Here is a 17,675-nt window from a genome sequence, read left to right on the forward strand (position 1 = left end):
CTCCCCGCAGCTCGGAAGGGTCTTCGGCCCGGGGGCGAGGCCGCCTTTCCAGCTCCGGCGGCTCTCTCGTTGCTCGCATGGTCCCGGCCTACTTGGCTTCGTCACAGCTTTGCCGCCGATCATAGTCCAAACGCCTCCCCTCCGGGACGGGGAAACCCGATGACCGCAGGAACACCCGTTTCGGCGTCCCCCGCGGAACGCCGGCGCGCGTTCGCCCGGCTGCTCCTCCTCGCGGGTCCGGCCGCGCTGGGCACCTCGCTCGCGATCAACCTCCTGGTGGGCCTGCTTCCCGTCGGCTTCATCGTCTGGACGAGCGTCATGCTCGCCGAGGTCTCCACCACGGCGAGCGGAACCGGCCCGGTCACCGTCGGCGCGGCGCTGGCCCTCGCGGTCGGCGCCTACATCCTGCAGCAGTCGCTGGTGCCCTACCAGGCCGCGCTGGGAGAGGTGATCGCGCGCCGGGTGGACGGCGGTTGCGTCCGGCGGTTGATGGGCTCCGCCCTGGCCGAGGCGCCACTGTCCCTGCTCGAACGTGAGAACGTCGCGGGCAGGCTCGGAGACGCGCGCGACGGCCTGGGCCGGTTCCCGCCCACTCCCGGGGAGGCGGTGGCGGGCACCCTCGCGCTGGTCGCCAGGTACACACAGCTCGCCGGCGCGGTGGTCCTCATCGGAATCGTGATCTCCCCGGTCGCGGGCACCGTCGCGGCGGTCACCGCCCTGGTGATCCGGCACGGAAGGCGCGGATCCATGGGGCGCCTCGGCTCGCTCTGGCACGAGCTGTCCGGCCCGCGCCGGCGGGTCACCTATCTGCGCGACATCGGCACGGCGATCACCGCCGCCAAGGAGTTCAGGACGCTGGGTCTGATCGACTGGTACGAGCGGCGCCACCGCGTGGACGCGCGGGAGTACCTGACGGCCCTGTGGAGTGGCCGGCGGCGCATCCTGTTCTGGCCGTTCGTGGCCTACACCCTGGTCGGCCTGGTGGGGGGCACCGTACTCCTGGTCTGGCTCGCCCGTTCCGCCGCACTGGGCGACCTCGGCCTACTCGAACTCTCCATCGCCCTCCAGTCGGCGCTGCTCGCCATTCGGTTCGGGACCTTCTTTCCGGAGAGTGATGTGCAGACCCAGTACGGGCTGAACGCCTATGAGGCACTGGTGGAGTTCGAGAACCTGGTCTCCGCCGGCCGACGGGAGATTCCCCGGGGCGATCTCCCGGCGAGCGGGCTGCCCCGGCGCGGCATCCGCTTCGAAGGGGTCGGTTTCGCCTACGGCACCGGCCGGAAGGTGCTGGACGGCCTCGACCTGGAGCTGCCCGCCGGGGGTTCGACCGCGATCGTCGGGCTGAACGGCGCCGGCAAGACCACCCTGGTCAAGCTGCTGGCGCGCCTCTACGACCCCTCGGAGGGAAGAATTCTCGTCGACGGTGAGGACCTACGGCGGCTGGACCCCCGGGACTGGCAGCGCCGGCTGGCCGTGATCTTCCAGGACTACGTCCGCTACGAGTTGCCCGCCGGTGCCAACATCGGCCTCGGTGCCCCCGCCGCGCTCGGGGACAGATCGGCCCTGCTCGCCGCCGCCCGGCGCGCGGGCGCGCTGGAGGTGGTGGACTCCCTGCCCGCCGGCCTCGACACCCCGCTGTCCGGGCAGTACGCGGGCGGGCGCGACCTGTCCGGCGGGCAGTGGCAGCGGATCGCCTTGGCCCGCGCCTTTCTCGCCGTCGAACGGGGCGCCTCCGTCCTGGTCCTGGACGAGCCCACCGCCCAGCTGGACGTCCGGGCGGAGGTGGAGTTCTTCGACCGTTTCCTCGCCATCACCGGCGGGCTGACCACGGTGATCATCTCACATCGCTTCTCCACCGTACGGCGGGCCGACCGGATCGTGGTCGTCGAGCACGGCCGCGTGGTCGAGCAGGGTGACCACGCGGGACTGTTGAGGTCCGGTGGACGCTACGCCGACCTCTTCGACCTGCAGGCCCGGCGCTTCGCCACCGGCCCGCCGGGGACGGAGGCCGGCCGATGAGATGGATCGTGCTCAGCGCGCTGTTCGTGCTGCGCCTCGCCGCGAGGGTCGACCGAGTACGCCTGCTCAAGGCGGTCGGGCTGATGGCGGTGGGCTACCTGGCCACCCCGCTCGTGGCCGTGGGGCTGCGGGAGTTCACCAACGCCGCCGTCGCGGGGAGGGTCGACGTCGCGACGGCGGTCGTCTGCGCCGTCGCCGTGCTCCTCGTCCTGGAGCTGATGCTCGGGCACTTCGCCCACCTGTCCTACTTCGAGGTCGGCGAACTCGCCGAGACCGTGCTGCACGAGGAACTGGTCCGCCACGTCAACGGCTCGCCGCGGCTTGAGCGCCTGGACGACCCGGCCTTCGCCGACAGCGTGAACCTCGTCCGCCAGGAGCTGGGCAAGACCCGCACCGCGGTGGAGTCGGTGCTCCAGCTGGGCGGGCTCGTCCTGCAGACCGGGTTCACCGCGGTCCTGCTGGTGATGCTCGATCCCTGGCTGGCCCTGCTGCCTTTGGCGGCGCTGCCGTCGGTGCTGATCGGCAGACGGGCGCAGAACCTGCTGGAGCTGGCGAAGGAGGCGACCGCCGAGAGCACCCGCCGCACCCGCCACCTGCTCGAACTCGCGACCACCCCGGCCTCGATCAAGGAGATCCGGCTCTTTCACGCCGAGCCTCCTCTCCTGCGGGAGCAGGACACCTGCTGGTCGAAGACCAGCGCGGCACTGCGAGGCGCGCACCTGAGGGCCGCCGGGCTACGGGCGCTGGGCCAGCTTGCCTTCTCCCTCGCCTACGGAGGCGCGATCACGCTGGTGATCTGGCAGGCCGCCCGGGGAAGGGCCGACGCGGGCGACGTGGTGCTGGTCATCACCCTGGCGGTCCAGGTGAGCGTGCAGGTGGCCGGAGCCTCCACGTTGCTCACCGCCCTACAGGGCGTCGGCAGGACGCTGGACCGGCTGGCCTCGCTCCGGGAGCCGGGTGAGAGCCCTTCCCCCGTGGAAGGCGGCGTCCCCGGGAGGCTACGAGAGGGCATCAGGCTGGAGCACGTGAGTTTCGCCTACCCCGGGACCGACAGGATGATCCTGCGCGACGTCTGCCTGACGATACCCGCAGGCGGATCGGTGGCGCTCGTCGGCGAGAACGGGGCGGGCAAGAGCACCCTCGTCAAGCTGCTGTGCGGCCTCTACCATCCCACCTCGGGCCGGATCCTGGTGGACGGCATCGACCTGCGCGACCTGCCACCCCGCGAGTGGCAGGCCAGGGTGGCCTCCCTGTTCCAGGACTTCGCCCGGTTCGAGTTGCGCCTCGGGGAGAACGTCGGAGTCGGTGACCTCGCCCGGCTGGAGGACCGGGAGGCGATCTCGCGGGCGCTCGGGCTGGCACACGCGGACCGGATCGTGGCGACGGTGCCCGGCGGGCTTTCCGGCCTGCTGGGCCACGGCTACGGCCACGGCGTCGAACTCTCCGGCGGCCAGTGGCAGACGCTGGGGCTCGCCCGGTGCCTGATGCGCCAGGAGGCGCTTCTGCTGGTCCTGGACGAACCTGCGGCCGCGCTCGACGCCGCCGCGGAACACGCGATCTTCGACCGCTACGCCGCCTCCTCGCACGAGGCGGGTCACCGCTCCGGCGCGATCACCCTCTTCGTCTCCCACCGCTTCTCCACCGTGCGGATGGCCGACATGATCATCGTCCTCGACGGAGGCCGGGTGGTGGAGAACGGTGACCACCGCACGCTGCTGGCGGGCTCCGGACTCTACTCCGAGCTGTATGGCCTCCAGCGGAGGATCTACCGCTAGGTTCCCGTCTCGGCCGGCCCCGGCTCACCGGGGCCGGCCGAGGGGGGTAGGCCTCCGCCTTGGGCTTGACGTCCACCCCGGCCTCCCTGCGCTGCCCCACCGTGATCGGGGAGGGAGCGCCGGTCAGCGGGTCGAAACCGGAGGCCGTCTTCGGGAAGGCGATCACGTCGCGAATCGACTCTCCGCCGACCAGGAGCGTGCAGACCCGGTCCCAGCCGTAGGCGATGCCGCCGTGCGGCGGCGGGCTGTACTTGAACGCCTCCAGCAGGAAGCCGAACTTGTTCTCCGCCTCCTCCTTGGAGATGCCGAGCACGTCGAAGACGCGCTGCTGCATCTCGGCGCGGTGGATCCGGATCGAGCCACCACCGATCTCCATGCCGTTGCAGACCATGTCGTAGGCGTAGGCCAGGGCCTCACCAGGGTGGTCCTGGAAGTTGTCGGCCCACTCGGGCTTCGGACCGGTGAAGGGATGGTGGACCGGGGTCCAGCCGCCCTCGCCGTCCTCCTCGAACATGGGGGCATCGACGATCCACAGGAAGTTCCAGGCCGACTCGTCGATCAGGCCGCAGCGGCGGCCGATCTCCAGCCGGGCCGCGCCGAGCAGGTCGCGGGATGCGGAGGCCGCGCCGGCCGCGAAGAAGATCGCGTCTCCGGGCTCAGCCGCCACCTTGGCCGCCAGGCCCGCCGCCTCGGTCTCGGACAGGTTCTTGGCGACCGGGCCGCCGAGCGTGCCGTCCTGGCCCACCAGCACGTAAGCCAGGCCTTTGGCGCCGCGCGACTTGGCCCACTCCTGCCAGGCGTCCAGCTCCTTGCGGCTCTGGGAGGCGCCGCCGGGCATGACCACGGCGCCCACGTACGGTGCCTGGAAGACCCTGAAGGTGGTGTCGGCGAAGAACTCCGTCATCTCGACGAGCTCCTGGCCGAAGCGCAGGTCGGGCTTGTCGGAGCCGTAGCGGGCCATGGCGTCCCGGTAGGTCATCCGGGGTAGCGGGTTCGGCAGCTCGTAGCCGACCGTCTCCTTCCAGATCCGGCCGATCAGCGCCTCCCCCAGGGCCATGACGTCGTCCTGGTCGACGAAGGACATCTCGACGTCGATCTGGGTGAACTCCGGCTGCCGGTCGGCGCGCAGGTCCTCGTCGCGAAAGCAGCGGGCGAGCTGGTAATAGCGCTCCAGCCCGGCGACCATCAGGAGCTGCTTGAACAGCTGCGGCGACTGCGGCAGGGCGTACCAGTTCCCGGGCTGAAGCCGGACCGGGACCAGGAAGTCGCGGGCACCCTCCGGGGTGGAGCGGGTCAGCATCGGGGTCTCGACGTAGTTGAACCCGTGCTCGTCCATCACCTGGTGGGCGAGGTAGGTGGCCTTGGAGCGGGTGCGCATGGCCTGCGCGATCTGCGGGCGGCGGATGTCGAGGTAGCGGTACTTGAGCCTGGCCTCCTCCGAGATGCCGGTCCCGCCCTCGATGGGGAACGGCAGCGGGGCGGACTCGCTGAGCACCTCGACCTCGGAGGCGACGACCTCGATCGCGCCGGTCGGCAGGTCGGGGTTCTCGTTGCCCTCGGGGCGGACCCGCACCTGCCCGACGACCTTGACGCAGTATTCGGCGCGCAGGCCGTGGGCGTCGTCCTCCTCGCGGAAGACCACCTGGGCGGAGCCGGAGGCGTCACGCAGGTCGATGAAGACCACGCCGCCGTGGTCGCGGCGGCGCCCCACCCATCCGGCGAGCGTCACCTGCTGCCCGGCGTGCTCCTCGCGCAGTGATCCCGCTTCGTGCGTGCGGATCATTTGTCCAGTCTCTCCTTCAACGTCGTGACGATCTCAGCGAGTGGTACGGCGCTCTGCTCTCCGCTGACCAGGTCCTTGACCTGCGCGGTCCCCGCGGCGATATCACGCTCGCCGAGGATCACCGCGTGGCTCGCCCCCGAGCGGTCGGCGCCCTTCATGGCGCCCTTGACACCCTTGCCGCCGAACGACATGTCGGCGGCAAGGCCCGCCCGGCGCAACTCGGTGACAAGAAGGAACATCCGGCGGCGCGCCTCCTCACCCAGCGGCACACCGTACACCTGTACGCGCGCCTGTTCGCCGTCGCCCGCGAACAGGCCCTCGGCCTCCATGGCCAGGACCGTACGGTCGACGCCGAGCGCCCAGCCGACGCTGGGCAGGGCGGGGCCGCCGAGCATCTCGCTCAGCCCGTCGTAGCGGCCTCCGCCGCCGACCGCGGACTGGGAGCCGAGCCCGTCGTGGACGAACTCGAACGTGGTCCGCGTGTAGTAGTCGAGGCCGCGGACCAGCCGGGGGTCGTCGGTGTAGGCCACGCCGGAGGCGGTCAGCAGCGAGCGGACCTCCTCGTGATAGGCCTTGCACGCCCCGCACAGGTGGTCGACGACCAGCGGCGCGCCGGCCAGCCGCTCCTGCACCTCCGGGCGCTTGTCGTCGAGCACGCGCAGCGGGTTGATCTCGATCCGCTGCCGGGTGGGTTCGTCGAGGTCGAGGCCGCGCAGGAAGTCCTGGAGCGCGGCCCGGTAGACGGGGCGGCACTCCCTGTCGCCCAGCGTGTTGATCAGCAGCCGGACCCCGGTGAGCCCCAGCGCGGCGTAGCCGTCGACGGCCAGCAGGATCAGCTCGGCGTCGAGCGCCGGGTCCTCGGCGCCCAGTGCCTCGGCGCCGACCTGCCAGAAGTGCCGGTAGCGGCCCTTCTGTGCCCGCTCGTAGCGGAACTGGCTGCCCGAGTACCAGAGCTTCACCGGAAGCTGCCCGTTGTGCAGGCCGTGCTGGAGGACCGCGCGCACCACCGGGGCGGTGCCCTCGGGGCGCAGCGTGATGGAGCGCCCGCCCTTGTCCTCGAAGGTGTACATCTCCTTGGAGACGATGTCCGTCGACTCCCCGACGCCGCGCACGAACAGCGCGGTGTCCTCGAAGACCGGCGTCTCGATGTAGCCGTAACCCGCCCGGCGGACGGGGTCGGTCAGCGCCTCGCGTACCGCGAGTGCCCGCTCCGAACGCGGTGGGATCCAGTCGAAGGTGCCCTTGGGCGCCTGCAAAGTCATTGTCTAAAGTCCCCTGCCGGGGCCGCGGTCGTGCCTGAGACCCGCGGGGCCTGCGCCCGCGGCCTGCTCCGCCTCCGCGAGATACGGGTTGGTGGCACGCTCTTGGCCGATCGTGGTCTGTGGTCCGTGGCCGGGCAGCACCACCGTGTCCGCCGGCAGCGGCAGGCACTTGGCCGCCAGGCTGCGCAGGATGGTCGGGTAGTCGCCGCCTGGAAGATCTGTGCGGCCGATGGAGCCGGCGAAGAGCAGGTCGCCCGAGAACAGCACGTCGGGGATCTCCTCGGTGCTGGGCAACCTGAAGGTCACCGACCCCCTGGTATGGCCGGGGGTGTGGTCGACGGTGAGCTCCAGGCCCGCCAGCCGCAGCACCTCGCCGTCCGCGAGCTCGCGCACGTCGTCCGGCTCGGTGAAGGTCAGTCCCCCGAACAGCTGCTGTTTCGCGGACAGCGACATCCCCTTGCCGGGATCGGACAGCAGCTCGCGGTCTTCGGGATGGATCCACGCGGGGACGTCACGCGCGCCGCAGACCGGGGCCACCGACCACATGTGGTCGAGGTGCCCGTGGGTGACCAGCACCGCGACCGGTTTGAGCCGGTGCTCGCGCAGCAGGTCATCGAGGTCGCCGACGGCGTTCTGGCCGGGATCGACGACCACGCACTCCTCGCCCGCGGCGGGAGCGACGACGTAACAGTTGGTCTGGAAGGACCCTGCGGGAAAGCCGGCGATGAGCATCTGCCTCAGCTGATCTCGTCAAGAATGCGGATGGGAATGTAACCGAAGGGTACCGGTGCGGGTCGGCGGGCTGCGAACCATTACCCATTGGCCGATACGATTCGCCCACCTCATTAAGTACGACTCGGCACTCGGGAGGGCGAAGCGGTGAGCGGCAGGGAGCGCCAGAAGCAGTTGGCGCGCGAGCACTACGAGCGGCAGATGAAGCGACGCGTCGAACGTGAGGCCAAGGTCGCCAGGGCCAAGCGCATCGCACTCATCGGCACCAGTGTGGTCGGTGTGCTGGCTGTGGCGGGTGTGATCGTCGCGACCAGCGTGTTCGGGGGTTCCGACACGACGGCGACCGCCGATCCGGCGCCCTCGGGGAACCCCTCGGAGACGGCCTCCGCGGCCGGCACGCAGCCGACGGCCTTCGACGCGGCCAGCGGAACCTGCGGCTACGTCGCCTCGGAAGGCGGCACGACCAAGAACGTGGGCCTGCCTCCGGCGAAGGTCGACAAGACTCCCACGACGATGACCCTGAAGACCAACCAGGGCGACATCGTCATCGAGGTGTCGGCCGACAAGACTCCGTGCACCGTCAACTCCTTCGCCTTCCTGGCGCAGAAGAAGTACTTTGACGGTTCCAAGTGTCACCGGCTGGGCTCCGACCAGTTCCCGATGTTGCAGTGCGGCGACCCGCTGGCCAAGGCCGACGGCAAGAACCCCACCGACGGTCAGGGTGGCCCCGGCTACCGCTTCGTCAACGAGAACCTGGAGGGCGCCAAGTACACCCGCGGCGTCGTGGCCATGGCCAACAGCGGTCCCGACACCAACGGCAGCCAGTTCTTCCTCGTGTACGGCGACGCCCCGCTGACGCCGGACTACACCCCCTTCGGTACGGTCACCAAGGGCCTGGAGATCCTCGACAAGGTGAACAAGGCGGGCGTCATCACTCCGGGGCCTGACGGCACCGGGGCACCGAAGGAAACCCTCGAAATCAAAGACGTGACAATGTCCAGCAAGAGCTGACGTAATACATACAAGGGGCGGTAAGTCCCGAAAGGCTGATGAAAGTGCGGGAGGACACGGTGAGCACCGACCCGTGGGGCCGGGTAGACGACGACGGCACCGTCTACGTACGTACGGCTGAGGGAGAACGGGCCGTCGGGTCCTGGCAGGCCGGCGAACCGGAAGAGGCACTCGCCTACTTCCATCGCAAGTTCGACGAGCTGGCCGGGCAGGTCACCCTGCTCGAACAGCGGCTCCGCGGCACTGACCTGCCGCCCGCCCAGGCGGAGGCGACCATCGTCAAGCTCCGCGAGGCGATCACCGACGCGCACGCGGTCGGTGACCTCGACGCGCTGCTGAACCGCCTCAACACCCTCACGGAGCTGGTCGCCCAGCGCCGGGAGGAGGTCAAGGCCGCTCGTGACGTGGCCAGGGCCGAGGCCAAGGGCGTCAAGGAGCGGATCGTCGCCGAGGCCGAGCGCATCGCCGACGACACCACCCACTGGAAGACCGGTGGCGAGCGGCTGCGCCAGCTGATCGATGAGTGGAAGGCCGCCGAGCGCATCGACCGGGTGACCGAGGCGGCGCTGTGGAAGCGCCTGTCGGCGGCCCGCACGGCCTTCGCCAAGCGGCGCAAGGCCTATTTCGCCGGGCTGGACGAGCAGCGCGAGGGCGTGCGCTCCACCAAGGAGCGCATCGTGGCCGAGGCCGAGGCGCTGGCCTCGTCCACCGACTGGGGTGCCACCGCGTCTGCCTACCGCGAGCTGATGCAGGAGTGGAAGTCCGCCGGCCGGGCCTCCCGGGAGGTCGAGGACGAGCTCTGGGGCCGTTTCAAGGGCGCCCAGGACCAGTTCTTCCAGGCGCGTTCGGCCGTCTTCGCCGAGCGCGACGCCTCGCTGGCGGCCAACGCCGAGGCCAAGGAGCAACTCCTGACCGAGGCCGAGAAGATCCTCCCGGTCACCGACGTCCGTGCGGCCAGGAACGCCCTGCGCGGCATCCTGGAGCGCTGGGAGGCCGCGGGCCCGGTCCCACGCGAACAGCGCGACCGGCTGGAGGGCGGCCTGCGCAAGATCGACGACGCGGTCCGCAAGGCCGAGGAGGCGGAGTGGAAGCGCTCCAACCCCGAGGCGCGCGCCCGTGCCCAGAACACGGTCGACCAGCTGCGCAAGTCGATCGCGCAGTTGGAGGGCCGCCTGACCAAGGCCAGGGACGCGGGCAGGGACAAGGACGTCAAGGACGCCGAGGAGGCCCTGGCCGCCCGCCGTTCCTGGCTGGAGGAGGCCGAGCGCACGCTCGCCGAGTTCTCCTGACCCCTTCCGCGGGCGGCTGACGCGATCTGAAGGACCGACAGGGCCGCGGAGGGCTCCCATACCGGGGAGCCCTCCGCGGCCCTGTCGTTCGTGATGAGGCGTCGGCGCCGCCCCCGGCTCGGAGAGGGTCCGAGGGCGCGCCCGACGCTCAGGAACCGGCGCCGCTGACCCGGTAGACGTCGTAGACGCCCTGGATGTTGCGGACGGCCTTCAGGACGTGCCCCAGATGCTTGGGGTCGCCCATCTCGAAGGTGAACTTGCTGATCGCCACCCTGTCCCTGGACGTCGTCACCGACGCCGACAGGATGTTGACGTGCTGGTCGGAGAGCGTGCGGGTCACATCCGAGAGCAGGCGCGGCCGGTCGAGCGCCTCGACCTGCAGCGCGACCAGGAACACCGAGTCGTCCGCGGCGGACCAGGCGACCTCGACCAGGCGGTCGGGCTCGGACTTGAGCTGATCCATGTTGGGACAGTTGGTGCGGTGCACCGACACGCCATGCCCGCGGGTGACGAAACCGACGATCTCATCGCCCGGCACGGGAGTGCAGCATCGCGACAGGCGGACCCAGACGTCGGAGTCGCCCGCGACGACCACTCCGGCGCCGCCACTGCCCCGGGGACGACCGCGCAGCTTGGTCGGCACGGAGACCTCGGCGATGTCCTCTTCCGCGCCGTCCACTCCTCCGATGGAGGTCACGAGCTTCTGCACGACCGCCTGCGCGGCGATGTGGCCCTCTCCCACGGCCGCGTAGAGCGCGGAGACGTCCGGGTAGCGCAGCTCCCTGGCGAGGACCAGGAGGGACTCTCCGGACATCAGGCGCTGCAGCGGCAGGCCCTGCTTGCGCATGGCGCGGCCGATCGCCTCCTTGCCCGCCTCGATCGCGGTCTCGCGGCGCTCCTTGGAGAACCACTGCCGGATCTTGTTACGGGCCCGTCCCGACTTGACGAACTTCAGCCAGTCACGCGAGGGGCCCGCGTCGGGCGACTTGGAGGTGAAGATCTCCACTGTGTCACCGTTGCCCAGCCGCGACTCCAGGGGCACCAGGCGGCCGTTGACCCTGGCCCCGATGCAACGGTGCCCCACCTCGGTGTGCACGGCGTAGGCGAAGTCGACGGGCGTCGCGTTCTCGGGCAGGGCGATGACCTGGCCTCGGGGCGTGAAGACGTAGACCTCCGAGACCGACAGGTCGAACCTGAGCGACTCCAGGAACTCTCCCGGATCGGCGGTCTCCTTCTGCCAGTCGAGGAGCTGCCGCAGCCACGCCATGTCGCTGGCGGGCTTCAACTTCGCCCCCGGAGGACCGGAGGTGGTCATGTCCTCCTTGTACTTCCAGTGCGCCGCCACACCGTACTCGGCCCTGTGGTGCATCCCGTGGGTGCGGATCTGCAGCTCCACCGGCTTGCCCTCCGGGCCGATGACCGTGGTGTGCAACGACTGGTACATGTTGAACTTGGGCATCGCGATGTAGTCCTTGAACCGGCCGGGCACCGGATTCCATCGCGCGTGAATCGTTCCGAGCGCCGCGTAGCAGTCGCGGACCGTGTCGACCAGCACCCGGATGCCGACCAGGTCGTAGATGTCGTCGAAGGCGACGTCCCTGGCGATCATCTTCTGGTAGACGGAGTAGTAGTGCTTGGGACGGCCCTTGACGGCCGCGCGGATCTTGGCGTCGCGCAGGTCGCCGGAGACCTTCTCGATGACCTCCTGCAGGAACAGGTCCCTGCGCGGGGCCCGTTCCGAGACCATCCGGGCGATCTCGTCGTAGCGCTTGGGGTAGAGCATGGCGAACGCGAGGTCCTCCAGCTCCCACTTGATGGTGTTCATGCCCAGCCGGTGGGCGAGCGGCGCGAAGATCTCCAGCGTCTCGCGGGACTTCTGGTGCCGCTTGTGCTCGGGCAGGTAGCGCATGGTGCGCATGTTGTGCAGCCGGTCGGCGAGCTTGATCACCAACACCCGGATGTCCCGGGACATCGCCACGACCATCTTGCGTACGGTCTCGGCCTCGGCCGCGGCGCCGAACTTGACCTTGTCGAGCTTGGTGACGCCGTCGACCAGCAGCGCGATGTTGTCGCCGAAGTCCGAGCGCAGCTCGTCCAGGCCGTACGCGGTGTCCTCGACGGTGTCGTGCAGCAGCGCGGCGCACAGCGTCTCGTCGTCGGTGCCGAGCTCGGCCAGGATCGTCGCCACCGCCAGCGGGTGGGTGATGTACGGGTCACCGCTTTTGCGCTTCTGGTCGCGGTGGTGATAGGCCGCCACGTCGTAGGCGCGCTCGATGAGCCGCAGATCCGCCTTCGGATGGGTGGCGCGGACCGTGCGGAACAGCGGCTCCAGAACCGGATTCATGCCGCCACCCCATTGCCCCCCAAAACGTGCGAGCCTTCGCCTTACCGCCGGCTTCTCCTCGGCGGCTCCGGACATGGCGGAACCGGCGTCGCCTGCTGGGACGGCCATCTCGGGACCGCCACCGTTGGCGGTCGTGTCGGGGACGACCACATCACGGGGCACTCAGACTCCTCACGTTCGAGTCCAGATCCCTCAGTGTATCCAGACAGGGTTGTGTGCTTTTGTCCGCGGGGTCGATCAAACGACGACGAGAGCGTGCAACTCGACGTCCGTCAGGCGCTCGCGACCCTTGAGGAAGGCCAGCTCCATGAGCACGGCGAGGCCGACGACCTCGGCGCCCGCCTCGCGGACCAGCTCCACCGCCGCGCGCGCCGTTCCTCCCGTGGCGAGCACGTCGTCGACGATGAGAACGCGCTCTCCGGGGATGAAGGCGTCCCGGTGAACCTCGATGATGGCGGAGCCGTACTCCAGATCGTAGGACGCCTCAAGCGTCTCAGCGGGCAGTTTGCCTTTCTTCCGTACCGGGACGAAGCCCGCGCCCGCCTGGCAGGCGACCGGGGCGGCCAGGATGAACCCCCGCGCCTCGATTCCAACGATCTTGTCCACCTCGTACAGCCCGGCCAGCGCCCTGGTCACCGCGGCGAACGCCACCGGGTCGGCGAGCAGCGGGGTGATGTCCTTGAACATCACCCCGGGCTGCGGGTAGTCGGGCACGTCACGGATGCGATCGAGGATCAGCCTGCTCAGCTCGGTCATGGTCGGCACTCCTTGGGGAGGGGGAAGGAAAACGCCTCCGCCCCCTGGGCAGGGAGCGGAGGCGCGAACTGCTCGGAGCTTACTTCTTCTTGCGTTTGTCGCCGCCGGCCGCGGCCCCGTTGGCCACGTTGGCGGTCCCGTTGACGGTCCCGTTGGACGCTCCGGCGGTGACCGGCTGACGCGTCGTCCTGCCCCCGGAGCCACCCCCGTGGGCGGCGAGCCTGCGGGCGATCGCCTGGTAGCGCGGCTCGCGCTCCTTCAGCGTGACCAGCAGTGGCGTCGCGACGCACAGCGAGGAGTAGGTTCCGACGATCATGCCGACGAACAGGGCCAGCGACAGGTCCTTCAGGGTACCGGCGCCGAACAGCGTGGTGCCGATGAAGAGGATCGCCGCGACCGGCAGGATCGCCACCAGGGTGGTGTTCAGCGACCGGATCAGCGTGTGGTTCAGCGCGTTGTTGGCGGCCTCGGTGTAGGTCATCTTGGAGGTCGTGCCGAGCTTGGCGGTGACCTCCTTGATCATGTCGAAGACGACCACGGCGTCGTACAGCGAGTACCCGAGGATGGTCAGGAAGCCCAGCAGGGTCGCCGGGGTGACCTCGAAGCCGGACCAGGCGTAGACACCGGCGGTGATCACCAGGTCGTGCAGCAGCGCCACGACGGCCGACAGCGCCATCTTCCACTCGAAGGCCATCGTCAGGTACAGGATGATCGCCAGCATGAAGACGATCAGTCCGATGACGGCCTTGTTGGCCACCTGGCCGCCCCACGAGGCACCGATCACCTGCAGGTTGACCTCGTTCTGCGGCAGCTTGAACTCGCTCGCCACCGCCTTCTGGACCGCGGTGACCTGCTCTGCCGGGAGGCTCTCCGTGGTGACCCGCCAGCCGTTCTGGGTCGTCTGCGCGATGACCTGGTGCACACCGGCATCGGTGAACGTGCCGCGCACCTGCTCGATGTTGACGGACGCCGGGGCCTTGAAGGAGAAGACGGACCCGCCCTTGAACTCCACGCCCAGGTTGAGGCCGTTGAAGACCAGACCGGCGATGGAGATCACCAGCAGGATTACAGAGAGGCTGTACCAAAGCTTCCTGCGGCCGACGAAGTCGACGTTGACCTCGCCCCGGTACAGCCGGCGCGCGATGCCGGACATCAGGCCTCCTGCGGAGCGGACTTGGGAGCGGTGACGGTCTCGCTCATGCGCTCGGCGTCGAGACCGGAGAGCTTGTGCCCCTTGGCGAAGAACTTCAGCCTCGCCAGCATCGCGACGAACGGCTTGGTGAACATGAACACCACCGCGATGTCGATGAGCGTGGTCAGGCCCATCGCGAAGGCGAACCCGGCCACACCGCCGACCGCCAGGAAGTAGAGCACCACGGCGGCGATGAACATGACGGCGTCCGCGATGAGGATCGTCCGCCGGGCCCGGACCCAGGCGACCTCGATCGCCGTGCGCAGCGAACGGCGGCCTTCCTTCATCTCGTCACGGATACGTTCGAAGTAGACGATGAACGAGTCGGCGGTGATACCGATCGAGACGATCAGACCGATGATGTGCGGCAGCGAGAGGCGGAAGCCGGCGAACGCGCCGAGCAGCACCACCGACTGGTAGGTAACGATCGTCGCCACCAGGAGGCTCAGCACCGAGACGACGCCCAGGCCCCGGTAGTAGAGCATCGAGTAGATCACGACCAGCAGCAGGCCGATCGCGCCAGCGATGAGGCCGCCGCGCAGTTGGTCGGCGCCCAGGGTGGAGGAGACCTCGTCGATGGAGCTCTTCTCGAACTTCAGCGGAAGTGCGCCGTACTTGAGCTGGTTGGCCAGCTCGTCGGCGCTCACCTGGGTGAAGTTGCCGGAGATCTGCGCACGGCCGCCGGTGATCGGCTCCTGGATGACGGGCGCGGAGATGACCATGCCGTCGAGGACCATGGCGATCTGGTTGCGGGGGGCCTGCGAGTTGAAGGCGGTGGTGGTGACCTTCGACCACTGGTCGGGGCCCTGGCCCTTGAAGGAGAGCTGGACGAGCCACTCGCCGGTGGTCTGGTCGACGCCCGAGGACGCGCTGTCGATCGAGGTGCCGGTCACGGCCGCCTTGTCGAGGATGAACTTGGTGCTGCCGTCGGTGCTGCAGCCCACGTACTGCTTGTCCGGCGCGTCCTGAGCCCCTCGGTTCGTCTGCTTGGCGCAGTCGAGCGTCTGGAACTCCTTGAGGGCCGCCGGGTCGATCCCGGTGGGGTCGACGCCCGCCATGGGATCGTCGGCCGCCGTCGGCGGGGCTGTCGGCGGGGCCGTCGGCGCGGCGCTGCCGTTACCCGGCTTGGAAGACTGGTCGCCGGGTTGAGCAGGCTCCGTAGAGGACTCGGAGCCGGCTCCCGGGCTTGGCTTGAGCAGCCCCGACGACAGGGCGCGCCCGGCGGGCGAGGTGTTCGTGTCGGGGGCGGCCGTCGCGGACGGCTTCGGCGCCGCGGAGTCGGTGGGCCTGGGCGCCCTGGTCCCCTTGCCCCCGGAGGTGGTGGGCGAGGGAGACGGCGTCGGCGCCTGGGTAGCCAGCTCTCCGGGGGGCGGAGGCGATCCGGCCCCGATCGCCAGCACCTGGCGGAACCGCAGTTCCGCAGTGGTGCCGACCAGCTTGACGACTTCCTCCTGGCCAACTCCGGGGACGGAGATGACGATGTTGTCACCGGACTTGGCGACCTCGGCGTCGGAGATGCCGCTGCCGTTCACCCGCTCGCGGATGATGTTCACCGCCAGGTCGAGACTCTCCTGGGAGGGAGCGCTTCCGTTCGGGGTGATGGGCTGCAGCGTCACTGTCGTGCCGCCGGCGAGGTCGAGGCCATATTCCGGGGTGTACGCCTTGTTGAGGAGCATCACCCCTCCCATGGCGAGAATGATCGCCAGAAGCAGCAGGAGCATGCGCCCCGGTTTGCTCTGGCCGCTGGTCGGTCGGGCCACTGGTCGACTTTCGGTTATAGGGGATTGGTGGTGAACCTACTCACAGTTTCTTGCTCGCCGAGTCGCGCTCTTCGCTCTGCTGCTCGGCGGTCTCCGCGACGTCGTGGTCGGCGGGCTTGACATCCTCCTCCACATCGTCGACGGGAACCAGGACGCGGCCGATCGCCGCCTTCACCCAGCGGGTCTCCACGCCGGGGGCGATCTCCAGGATCACGTCGTCGGCGTCGATGGCCACCACGGTCCCGAAAAGACCCGTCGTGGTCATGACACCGGTGCCCGGCGCGAGGCTGTTCTGCATCTTGACCTGCTCCTGCTGCCGCTTACGCTGCGGCCGGATCAGCAGGAAGTAGAAAACCACGACCATGAGAGCGATCATGATCAGACTTGAATAGCTGCCGCCCACAGGGCCGCTCCTTCTCTTGAGAATGACCGGCGTGAAACCGGACGTCATATACGACCATGCCGCTCAGCACGTCAGCCTACACAGCCAGCCAAGGCTCGGAGTTTAGGCGAGTTGTTAGAAGCACGGCAACGAAGTCACGATTCGGCACGCAGGGAAGTTCCCATTTCGATACAGTTGTCATCTATCTGTGATCAACCTTGTACGTCTCCCCTACCGATGCACAACGCTAGATTTGCTCGGCATCATCCCCAAGATCGATGAGAAGCGAGGCACCGAAGGCGTCCGGCGGGGGCACCAGCCCCAGATGGGTCCAGGCCGCGGCGGTCGCGACCCGGCCACGGGGGGTGCGGGCCAGCAGGCCCTGCCGCACCAGGAACGGCTCGGCGACCACCTCGACCGTCTCCGGCTCCTCCCCCACCGCGACCGCCAGCGTCGACAGCCCCACCGGGCCACCGCCGAACTTGCGCAGCAGCGCTCCGAGCACCGCCCGGTCGAGCCTGTCGAGCCCCTCGGCGTCGACCTCGTAGAGGTTGAGCGCGGCGGAGGCGACGTCCCTGGTGATGACGCCTTCCGCGCGCACCTCGGCGAAGTCGCGGACCCTGCGCAGCAGGCGGTTGGCGATACGGGGCGTACCCCGCGAGCGGCCGGCGATCTCGGTGGCGGCGTCGTCCGGCAGCGTCACGCCCAGCAGGCGCGAGGAGCGGTGCAGCACCTCCTCCAGTTCGGCGACCCCGTAGAAGTCCATGTGCGCGACGAAGCCGAAGCGGTCACGCAGCGGCGCGGGAAGCATGCCGGCCCTGGTGGTGGCCCCGACCAGGGTGAACGGGGCGATCTCCAGCGGGATCGCGGTCGCCCCCGGCCCCTTGCCCACCACGATGTCGACGCGGAAGTCCTCCATCGCCAGATAGAGCATCTCCTCGGCGGGCCTGGCCATGCGGTGGATCTCGTCGATGAACAGGACCTCGCCCTCCGAGAGGGTCGACAGGATCGCCGCGAGGTCACCGGCCCGCTCGAGCGCGGGCCCCGAGGTGATCCGGAGCGGCACGGAGAGCTCGGTCGCAATGATCATGGAGAGGGTCGTCTTGCCCAGCCCGGGACCGCCGCTCATCAGCACGTGGTCCGGCGGCCGGTTGCGCCGCAGCGCGCTCTGCAGCACCAGGGACAACTGCTCGCGCACCCGTGCCTGGCCGATGAACTCATCGAGCCGCTTGGGCCGCAGCGCCGCCTCGATGTTCCTCTCGTCGCCCTCGGCGTCCGGCGACACCAGATCCCGTTCGAAACTCACGCCGTCCCACCTCCGCTCACCGTACGGCGGAGGCGCCCACGCTCCGGCCGCCGCGCCTTCGCCG

At 69.4% G+C, this 17,675-nt stretch carries 12 protein-coding genes and 1 pseudogene; 4 read left to right on the forward strand and 9 right to left on the reverse strand.

The features are described from left to right. Positions 1–159 precede the first annotated feature (159 nt). Together ACFQVD_RS14695 and ACFQVD_RS14700 are read left to right on the forward strand one after the other, a co-directional pair. Complete coding sequence (locus ACFQVD_RS14695) at positions 160–2,019, forward strand: ABC transporter ATP-binding protein (protein WP_343965088.1); 1,860 nt, start codon at positions 160–162, stop codon at positions 2,017–2,019. Continuing rightward, positions 2,016–3,794 (forward strand): ABC transporter ATP-binding protein, encoded by a 1,779-nt coding sequence (locus ACFQVD_RS14700; protein ID WP_343965090.1) that lies wholly within the window; start codon positions 2,016–2,018, stop codon positions 3,792–3,794. The genes ACFQVD_RS14695 and ACFQVD_RS14700 overlap by 4 nt, the downstream gene beginning before the upstream one ends. A 58-nt stretch (positions 3,795–3,852) precedes the next feature. On the opposite strand, the pseudogene aspS reads toward ACFQVD_RS14700, so the two are convergent. The 3 genes and pseudogenes from aspS to ACFQVD_RS14715 all read right to left on the reverse strand — a co-directional run. After that, positions 3,853–5,577 (reverse strand): annotated as a pseudogene (gene aspS, locus ACFQVD_RS14705) (aspartate--tRNA ligase); the annotation flags it as partial. After that, the gene (gene hisS / locus ACFQVD_RS14710; RefSeq protein WP_343965094.1) at positions 5,574–6,839 is read right to left on the reverse strand and encodes a histidine--tRNA ligase; all 1,266 of its coding nucleotides are present in this window, start codon (positions 6,837–6,839) and stop codon (positions 5,574–5,576) included. The gene hisS and the pseudogene aspS, both read right to left, overlap by 4 nt. A 3-nt stretch (positions 6,840–6,842) precedes the next feature. Next, positions 6,843–7,571, reverse strand: a complete 729-nt coding sequence (locus ACFQVD_RS14715; RefSeq protein ID WP_343965096.1) for an MBL fold metallo-hydrolase — start codon at positions 7,569–7,571, stop codon at positions 6,843–6,845. A 147-nt stretch (positions 7,572–7,718) separates the two neighbouring features. Here ACFQVD_RS14715 and ACFQVD_RS14720 point away from each other — a divergent pair, with 147 nt between their 5' ends. Together ACFQVD_RS14720 and ACFQVD_RS14725 are read left to right on the forward strand one after the other, a co-directional pair. Then, the gene (locus ACFQVD_RS14720) at positions 7,719–8,582 is read left to right on the forward strand and encodes a peptidylprolyl isomerase (RefSeq protein WP_343965098.1); all 864 of its coding nucleotides are present in this window, start codon (positions 7,719–7,721) and stop codon (positions 8,580–8,582) included. Between the two features lie 59 nt (positions 8,583–8,641). After that, positions 8,642–9,871, forward strand: a complete 1,230-nt coding sequence (locus ACFQVD_RS14725; RefSeq protein ID WP_343965100.1) for a DUF349 domain-containing protein — start codon at positions 8,642–8,644, stop codon at positions 9,869–9,871. A gap of 148 nt (positions 9,872–10,019) precedes the next feature. Here the strand turns inward: ACFQVD_RS14725 and ACFQVD_RS14730 are convergent, their stop codons facing one another. The 6 genes from ACFQVD_RS14730 to ruvB all read right to left on the reverse strand — a co-directional run bounded on the left by ACFQVD_RS14730 (position 10,020) and on the right by ruvB (position 17,611). Then, positions 10,020–12,215 carry a RelA/SpoT family protein gene (locus ACFQVD_RS14730; protein ID WP_343965102.1) on the reverse strand — a complete coding sequence of 732 codons (2,196 nt, stop codon included), beginning with the start codon at positions 12,213–12,215 and terminating at the stop codon, positions 10,020–10,022. A 237-nt stretch (positions 12,216–12,452) separates the two neighbouring features. Next, on the reverse strand, positions 12,453–12,971 hold the full coding sequence (locus ACFQVD_RS14735) for an adenine phosphoribosyltransferase (RefSeq protein ID WP_343965104.1): 519 nt from the start codon (positions 12,969–12,971) through the stop codon (positions 12,453–12,455). Positions 12,972–13,050: 79 nt separating this feature from the next. Next, entirely contained in the window at positions 13,051–14,124 is a 1,074-nt protein-coding gene (gene secF, locus ACFQVD_RS14740; RefSeq protein WP_343965106.1) for a protein translocase subunit SecF, read from the reverse strand. Then, positions 14,124–15,884 (reverse strand): protein translocase subunit SecD, encoded by a 1,761-nt coding sequence (secD, locus tag ACFQVD_RS14745; protein ID WP_343965108.1) that lies wholly within the window; start codon positions 15,882–15,884, stop codon positions 14,124–14,126. Before secD ends, secF begins: the two co-directional genes overlap by 1 nt. Positions 15,885–15,963: 79 nt before the next feature. Continuing rightward, positions 15,964–16,299, reverse strand: coding sequence for a preprotein translocase subunit YajC (gene yajC / locus ACFQVD_RS14750; RefSeq protein WP_386271309.1), 336 nt, complete (start codon positions 16,297–16,299; stop codon positions 15,964–15,966). A gap of 253 nt (positions 16,300–16,552) precedes the next feature. Then, entirely contained in the window at positions 16,553–17,611 is a 1,059-nt protein-coding gene (ruvB, locus tag ACFQVD_RS14755; RefSeq protein ID WP_343965112.1) for a Holliday junction branch migration DNA helicase RuvB, read from the reverse strand. Positions 17,612–17,675 lie beyond the last annotated feature (64 nt).

It is taken from the genome of Streptosporangium amethystogenes subsp. fukuiense (assembly GCF_042665875.1).
GTDB classification, from domain to species: domain Bacteria; phylum Actinomycetota; class Actinomycetes; order Streptosporangiales; family Streptosporangiaceae; genus Streptosporangium; species Streptosporangium fukuiense.